This window comes from Arthrobacter sp. NPDC093128, assembly GCF_040683875.1.
GTDB lineage: Bacteria > Actinomycetota > Actinomycetes > Actinomycetales > Micrococcaceae > Arthrobacter.
Genome location: NZ_JBFBEY010000057.1, coordinates 1 through 6,235, shown reverse-complemented (window position 1 = coordinate 6,235; position 6,235 = coordinate 1). Strand labels below are relative to the sequence as shown.

The 6,235-nt window shown below is 57.9% G+C and carries 9 protein-coding genes; 3 read left to right on the top strand and 6 right to left on the bottom strand.

Going from position 1 to position 6,235, the window contains the following annotated elements; genetic code table 11:
- Both AB0N24_RS27280 and AB0N24_RS27275 read left to right on the top strand, forming a co-directional pair.
- Positions 1-258 (top strand): hypothetical protein (locus AB0N24_RS27280; protein WP_364131672.1); only part of this gene is annotated, 258 nt, incomplete at its 5' end.
- 342 nt (positions 259-600) lie between these two features.
- Positions 601-1,128 (top strand): hypothetical protein, encoded by a 528-nt coding sequence (locus tag AB0N24_RS27275; RefSeq protein ID WP_364131670.1) that lies wholly within the window; start codon positions 601-603, stop codon positions 1,126-1,128.
- A 227-nt stretch (positions 1,129-1,355) separates the two neighbouring features.
- Here AB0N24_RS27275 and AB0N24_RS27270 read toward each other — a convergent pair whose 3' ends face one another.
- The 4 genes from AB0N24_RS27270 to AB0N24_RS27255 all read right to left on the bottom strand — a co-directional run bounded on the left by AB0N24_RS27270 (position 1,356) and on the right by AB0N24_RS27255 (position 3,829).
- On the bottom strand, positions 1,356-1,715 hold the full coding sequence (locus tag AB0N24_RS27270; protein WP_364131668.1) for a hypothetical protein: 360 nt from the start codon (positions 1,713-1,715) through the stop codon (positions 1,356-1,358).
- Positions 1,716-1,881: 166 nt separating this feature from the next.
- Positions 1,882-2,442 carry a hypothetical protein gene (locus tag AB0N24_RS27265; protein WP_364131666.1) on the bottom strand — a complete coding sequence of 187 codons (561 nt, stop codon included), beginning with the start codon at positions 2,440-2,442 and terminating at the stop codon, positions 1,882-1,884.
- Between the two features lie 114 nt (positions 2,443-2,556).
- Positions 2,557-2,847, bottom strand: a complete 291-nt coding sequence (locus AB0N24_RS27260; protein ID WP_364131663.1) for a hypothetical protein — start codon at positions 2,845-2,847, stop codon at positions 2,557-2,559.
- A gap of 250 nt (positions 2,848-3,097) precedes the next feature.
- The gene (locus AB0N24_RS27255; protein ID WP_364131660.1) at positions 3,098-3,829 is read right to left on the bottom strand and encodes a hypothetical protein; all 732 of its coding nucleotides are present in this window, start codon (positions 3,827-3,829) and stop codon (positions 3,098-3,100) included.
- Positions 3,830-4,071: 242 nt separating this feature from the next.
- Between AB0N24_RS27255 and AB0N24_RS27250 the strand changes: the two genes are divergently transcribed.
- Positions 4,072-4,446 carry a hypothetical protein gene (locus AB0N24_RS27250; RefSeq protein WP_364131658.1) on the top strand — a complete coding sequence of 125 codons (375 nt, stop codon included), beginning with the start codon at positions 4,072-4,074 and terminating at the stop codon, positions 4,444-4,446.
- Between the two features lie 272 nt (positions 4,447-4,718).
- Here AB0N24_RS27250 and AB0N24_RS27245 read toward each other — a convergent pair whose 3' ends face one another.
- Positions 4,719-5,177: a hypothetical protein gene (locus AB0N24_RS27245; protein ID WP_364131656.1), complete on the bottom strand. Its 459-nt coding sequence runs from the start codon at positions 5,175-5,177 to the stop codon at positions 4,719-4,721.
- 449 nt (positions 5,178-5,626) lie between these two features.
- Positions 5,627-5,770, bottom strand: a complete 144-nt coding sequence (locus tag AB0N24_RS27240) for a hypothetical protein (protein ID WP_364131653.1) — start codon at positions 5,768-5,770, stop codon at positions 5,627-5,629.
- Positions 5,771-6,235 lie beyond the last annotated feature (465 nt).

Here is a 6,235-nt window from a genome sequence, read left to right as displayed (position 1 = left end):
CCACTGATCGTCGTGTTGGCCCTAGCCCAGGGGACCCTGAGCGTCTGGCGCATCATAGAACACCGCCAGGTTTCAAAAGCCGGGGTGCGTCTGTCTGGGCTGCAGATCAGCTGGCTGAGGGTCATCCATATCAAGCGCGGACACGAGGCGGCCGTGAAGGAGCTGCGCACGATGTATCCCAAGATCAGCCCCCTGCATGCCGGGACCATCATCGAAAACCTCTACCGCACGGAGGAACAGCCAACGGAGGTCGCATGACATGAGCCCAACCCCGACCGGGCCAAAACTCGGCTTACACAGCCTGAGACGCAAAAAAGTTGCGGCGCCGGACGGGATGTGGAAAGCGACCCTTACCGGGCTTTCGACCAAGCTTCGAATGGACCAACTGAGTAGTGATCCTGTGACTACTTATTGCCTAATATCTTGGGCTCAATGATGATCAGATAACGCTTATCGAAGCGCAAAGCGGCTCGAATAGAAGCACAAGCATTGGGGGTCCGTCGTGGGTGTGTGTTGGTCAAGCGGAATCACGGCCAGAACGCTCGATGAATGATGGGCGCCCTACCTCGACCGCAAGGCGGCCTATTTGCGGGTCTCATAATGCTGATTCTCTTCGAGCTACTTTTGATCGTCGCTATCACCTTTGCCACGACCCTGTCGTGGTCGGAGGGCAGTTTGGCTGCAATCCCGTTCATCGTCCTGGTGGGCTTTACAGCCATCAGGACCTTCCGAAGCATCGCAACGAGGATAAAGACCCTCAATTACGTTTCGAACGGACGGTTGTCGATAACCAAGATGTTGTCTACTTTCGAAGCGCTTCTTAGTCTCGAGGGTCTGACCCCACAAGCGGCGTTGCAGCGGTGCTTTGACGCGATGGACACAGAGAACGGGTATGACAGCCGATCCTTGGCGGATGGGTTGGTACGCGGAATCATGACGAAGACGTTTGTCCGCAAACACCCGGTCTGCTCAATTTCCATCACCGACGGTGTCCTGCTAATGCGCTTCGAGTTTGAAGAAGGCGGAGCGATATGGGCAGACGGCGGCAGATTCGAACGTGAAGCCCGGCGTATCTGGCACCGTCTTCACGAAGGACAGAAGGACGAACGCACTCTATCCGCGGGGTAGTGGCGCATAGCTTCGTGGCCCGTTTCGTCGTGAGCCGAACCCTGACCGGGCCGAATATGGACTCCTCCGACGAGCGAAGTCCGGAGAACCGACTCGCGGCCGCGCAGAGTGAAAAGCGACAGTGAACGGGCAGTCTGAGCCACACGTAGTTGCAGTGACGCGATTCCATCATTCGCACCGGCAGGAGGCTGGTACTGCCACCTGAAAGATCCCTCCGGGCGCGTAGTTCAACTCTCCGGAGACGAACCCGGAATGCTTGTGAGGCGGATCTCTACGCTCTTCTTTATCCCGGACGACGTCGTCGCAATGACGGTGAAGTTTTTCTTGGTCGGTTTAAGTACGACCGCCAACGCAGTTCCTGTTGGACCTGCGACCTCTTGCGAGACCTCCGCACTATCCGCAGGTGTAATTTGATAATCGGCGCCACTGGCACAGTCCTGGGTAAAGCTCAGATAAATGAGCCCGGTGCTACTTGTGCTCTCAATAGGCTGCACTGAGCCATTCACGATGTCGGATATCACCGGGACGTCCCGGCCACGGCTGATAACCGTGCCACACAGCCGGACTTGGCCTTGATCGTAGACCACGGGCCCCTGACTCCCTATGGGCAGTGGACTTGGCGTGCATGAGGTGATCCCGAGCGAGAATACGAACACGGTGACAGCGATTCTTAGACCAAGACACATGTGCCCGACCCCCGACGGTAGTTCGTTCATTGTGTGCCCCAGCGGTTCGGTCCGCAATGAATTGCACTCAGGAAGGACCAGCGTGGTCGGTATGGTCCGAGAGTAGGCTGAGACCTGCTTCTCCGGTGGCTACTTCCAGATCTCCCTTGTCTGTGCCGATTGCTGCGATTTTCCAGGACCGCTGGAGCTCTGCCGGCTTCTTCGGGGGAAAGAGCAATCCGTAGAGGGACAGCTCGCTGAACTCCCGCACGTGCTCCGTGGGGGATCCCATGCCGGCAACCAGAGGCTGGAACTTGATAGTTCCATTGTTCACTTCTGCGATTCCCTGTTCCCACCTGCTGCTCAGTGAATCGGGGAGAGCCTTGGGGTATCGGATTGCGCATTCGATGAGTCCGCGCTCAACGTCCCGGAGGAGACGAATCTTCCTTTCCGCCGCTGCCAGTCGCGAGACTATGAGCGTAAGGGCAGCCATGACGGCGACTGTGAGGGCAATTGCGGGCAAGAAGCCAAGTGGTTCACGGAGGATGCTGGAAACCAAAAAGCCAACTAAGAGAACCCACCAGTAAGATCGCGTGAGGGCCTTTTCCCACCTTCCGAGGGGCGAGGGCTTCTTTATCTCAGCTGCCATGTTTTGATCCTAGCCCGCACTGATACGCAGGCCAGGAGGAATTGAACCTTGAACGAGAGCCGAACCTTCAGCGAAACAGAACATATTCACGCTCTTTGGCCCCTGTCGCGTCGGCTAGTCGGTTCTTGAGAGCTCCAGAAGGAAGTCCAGGGTAGTCCGGCCAGCGAGTACGGCCGAAACATGCGCTTCACCTAAGCCGGCGGCAGCCGCGATTGCGAGTGGAGAGATGCCTGAGTCACCCATGGCTCGCAGAGCCTCATCTAGTTTGCGGGCATGGTCTTGCGCGGCCAGGAGGAGGGCTTGCAGAGTAATACCGTTTTCTCTAGCAATCGCAATCAATTCGGCATCAGGAGCCTTCCAGGGGGCGTCGGAAGAGAACTTGGACTCGAAAGGCTGATCACTCATGGAACCATTGTCCAACGCGATTAGACCCAGCTTTCAGAATCGATTGGGTGCTCGTGATAGCTTTCGTGCCACTCTTGGGAATAGTTGCCTCGATCCACGTAAAGCCAAGCTGTCCCGCTCCTTCTGACGAACCCTGACCGGGCCGAGTACTGGCTCGACGGGCGCGTGAGTGACAAGAACGGCGAGGAAGAGCCAGGGAGAGGAAAGCTACCCTCAACGGGCCGACGTGGGCGAACTCAAGGGGTGCTTCTTATGCGGGCGTTCCGGTCACCTGTCTGGCCAGAGCCACACCGGATTCGCTCATTTCGTCCGCGAGCTTCAACACGTCGTACATCCCCAGCTGAAATTCGCGGCTGAACGCGGTAACCCGGGTTCCGTTGTCGGTGGCATCAACGACGAAACGGATGTGGGGCCGTACCTTCAGGTGTCTGGCAGCGTCGTGGTGGCGCCATTCGCCCTGCCACTGGCCGCTGATCTCCACCCAAACGTCCGAACCCGTGATTTTCGTGGTCAATCCGGGCTGGCCGAACACCCGGGCCAGGGCTTCCACCGCGTCTTGGGGGGACAAAGCGGTGAGCCATTGCTCTTCGTTCTGGAAGTGATGCCGGCCGGGCCCGAACTGCAGCATGATGGCTATGCCTATCAAGTTGGGCCATGACGCGGCTAGCACCAGGTGGCGGGGATCATCGATCAGCTGCCACACAAACTGCAAAACGCCGAGTAGAACAGTTATGAGGAGAAAGATTCTCCTCCAGATGCCGGGAACCGGAACCAGGTCCGCCGTGCCGCGTTTGCCGGAGGCAAGCCAGGCTCCGAGGAAGAGAGTAAGGAGCGCTTGGACACTGGCGACGATGATCGGAACGATGTCAGATATGGGGTCCGGGGCGGAAACCAGAACAATGATTACCGACGTGACGGCGAGTCCGGCCATGATCAGTCCCGCGCCGATCCGAATCCTTCTATCCCGCGCCGATGTGTCCATGGACCACTGTCAGCGAGCCTTCGTCCACTTGTCAACGGACACCGAGAGCGGCCGTTCCGTAAGTCAATCTCAGCTTGGGCTGGCGGTTCTCCAGTCCGTTCAACCGAACCTTAAGCGGACGGCTTTTTGCCCGAACAGAGGCTGCATGTTCGTTGTACGGCCCGTTAGGATTCGCAGTACCACCGCGGTTCAGGGATGTGTCGATCCGTGCAATGTGACTGTGCCGAGACAAGGGGATCCCGTTGGAGAGCATCTACGAGCTAAACGAATCAATTCCAGTCCGAACGACAGCGCCAGAATCGATTGCGGCTCTGATGGCGGGATTGAGGGCCGCGGGCTACAACCCGCGCAACGAAGGCGCCTCGGTCTCCGTGCGTGAGGGATCGAACTTTCCTGTTCGTTTATGGGGCACGATGCTGCCGTGGGGCCGAAGGAGCATTCCAGTGGGAATGACCGTCACGTTCAAGGAGACGACCACGGGTACTAAGGCGGTTGTTCATGCCTATGACCGGTTCGGCTGGTATCTCGATGCAAGAATAAACCCGGTTTTCAAAGAGGAATCACAGCGAAAAATGGCACTTCTCGTCGAACTTGCTCGGAACATTCTTAGCACCTGAAGTCGCTGAACAGAGCGTTGCGCTCCGGTCCGGGGTGTCGACTCGTCAGGCGGCCCGTGGTTGTGCCTCGGCCGGGACTGGCGTGTAGGTGGTGCCGTCGCGGAGCATGGTCACCGCCCAGACAACGGAAGCCATTGGCGCATTGTGCCCAGGTGGGGATCGTGAGCCCAACCCTGAGCGGGCGGAAATTTGGCTCGCCCAACCGACTAAACCGGTCCCGTTGAGCACCAGCCGAGACCGAATGGTGCCAGAGATGACTGAAAAGCGAAGGGCTACGCCACCCGTTCGTGTTCCTTTGAACGGTCATGATCGCCGTCTCTGCGGAGAACAAGATCGGCCAGTACCCCTCCAATGAATACAAGGTTGAAGGGGGAGCTACCGCCCTCTATGAAGCATCTGGAGAAGATGTCCAGCCACACCGTCTGCGAAGGAATGTAGGCGAAGCCCGAGATAATGGCGGCCACTGACAAAACCGTTAGCACCGTCAGGCGTGCCGCCCTGGACCTGACAAACTTCCGGTAGCCCACGACGACTGCTCCCACCACTGCGACCGCAGCGGCCTGAAGCTCCCATGGAAACCGTTTTTCAAAGAAGATTGAGAGGTTACCGCCGAGATCCATGAGCGCGCCCTTGGCCGTCAGCTCAATCTCTACCCGCAGGAAGCCAACTACAAGCACCGTCACTAGCGCTAGAACAACTGCCAAAAAGAACTGAGAAACTTTGGTTCGCATAAAGCATTCCCCCTAATGCGCTGCCTAAGCCTCGCCGTAGAGACTTGTGGGAACCATATTCCCGTAGCATCCACCGTGGCAACGCCTCATAAGACGAACGCCCCTAGTTCAACCCTGAGCGGGCGGAAAAACAGCCTCGCCAGCACCAACCCTCCAAGGTGGCCACGAATAGGCGGTCCGGAGGATTGCAACCCTGACCGGGCGGAAAATCATCCTTGGGTCGTCGCCAAGAGTAGGCACACCACAATGATGGCAATACGCCCAAAAGGGCGCACAGAACATTTACTCGCGCCGTGGAAGCCGCCCGCGCGCCAAGCTTTCAACAAGCTCATCAATTTCCTTCAAGCAAGCGCGTTGGGCTGGCTCGTCTCCTGGGGCCCAGGTCCATTCCTGATACTCCACGTCGCCTGATACGCACAACACATCGTGGTCGAGGTTGTCTACAAACCTCAATCACCCCTTTCCGGGTCCGCCACCAGGGCAATCTGGGTGCGCCATCCGTTGACGGTTTCGCGGCCGGATTCCCAGCCCTCGTAGGAATGAGCCGCGGCGACGACGGTCCTATTCCGGGCCACGGCGGAATCAATACTCATACGAAGATCGACTAAGAATGTCGGACTAACGGGCTCGGCTAGCACACGGCTCTGGCGTGGACGCTTGATCATGGTTAGCGCTCGTCTCCTTCGTTCGCAGCCTCATTCTGTCGTGGAGTAAAGCGAGTCTAGGCTTCGTTGTTGTTGCCTTCAAGACGACAAAATTTCCGACGGCGCAGCACAGATTAGGAACCCTGACAGGGCAGAAAAATGATGCTCCGAAGCCATGGGACGCAAAATGGTGGCGCATGGGCAGTTCATAGGGAAGCGACGCTTATCGGGCAGGATAGGTGCTTACGTAACCGTAGTTGCCTTGATGGTGGCAAGCACCCAGAACCATGGGTGACCCGGGTTCTCGTGTGTGTCAGGTGGGACTGCCCCCGGTTTTGTTGACTCCTTGACCTAGCGAGCTTGTGCTCGTGGAAGGATGTTGACTATGCCCACGGCTTATGGGGCGGAGTTCCG

Excerpts from the sequence above, each read along its gene's own strand:
- AB0N24_RS27260 (WP_364131663.1), bottom strand. The coding sequence starts at position 2,847 with ATGAGTGATCAGCCTTTCGAGTCCAAGTTCTCTTCCGACGCCCCCTGG.
- AB0N24_RS27245 (WP_364131656.1), bottom strand. The coding sequence starts at position 5,177 with ATGCGAACCAAAGTTTCTCAGTTCTTTTTGGCAGTTGTTCTAGCGCTA.
- AB0N24_RS27265 (WP_364131666.1), bottom strand. The coding sequence starts at position 2,442 with ATGGCAGCTGAGATAAAGAAGCCCTCGCCCCTCGGAAGGTGGGAAAAG.
- AB0N24_RS27275 (WP_364131670.1), top strand. The coding sequence starts at position 601 with ATGCTGATTCTCTTCGAGCTACTTTTGATCGTCGCTATCACCTTTGCC.
- AB0N24_RS27255 (WP_364131660.1), bottom strand. The coding sequence starts at position 3,829 with ATGGACACATCGGCGCGGGATAGAAGGATTCGGATCGGCGCGGGACTG.
- AB0N24_RS27240 (WP_364131653.1), bottom strand. The coding sequence starts at position 5,770 with ATGAGTATTGATTCCGCCGTGGCCCGGAATAGGACCGTCGTCGCCGCG.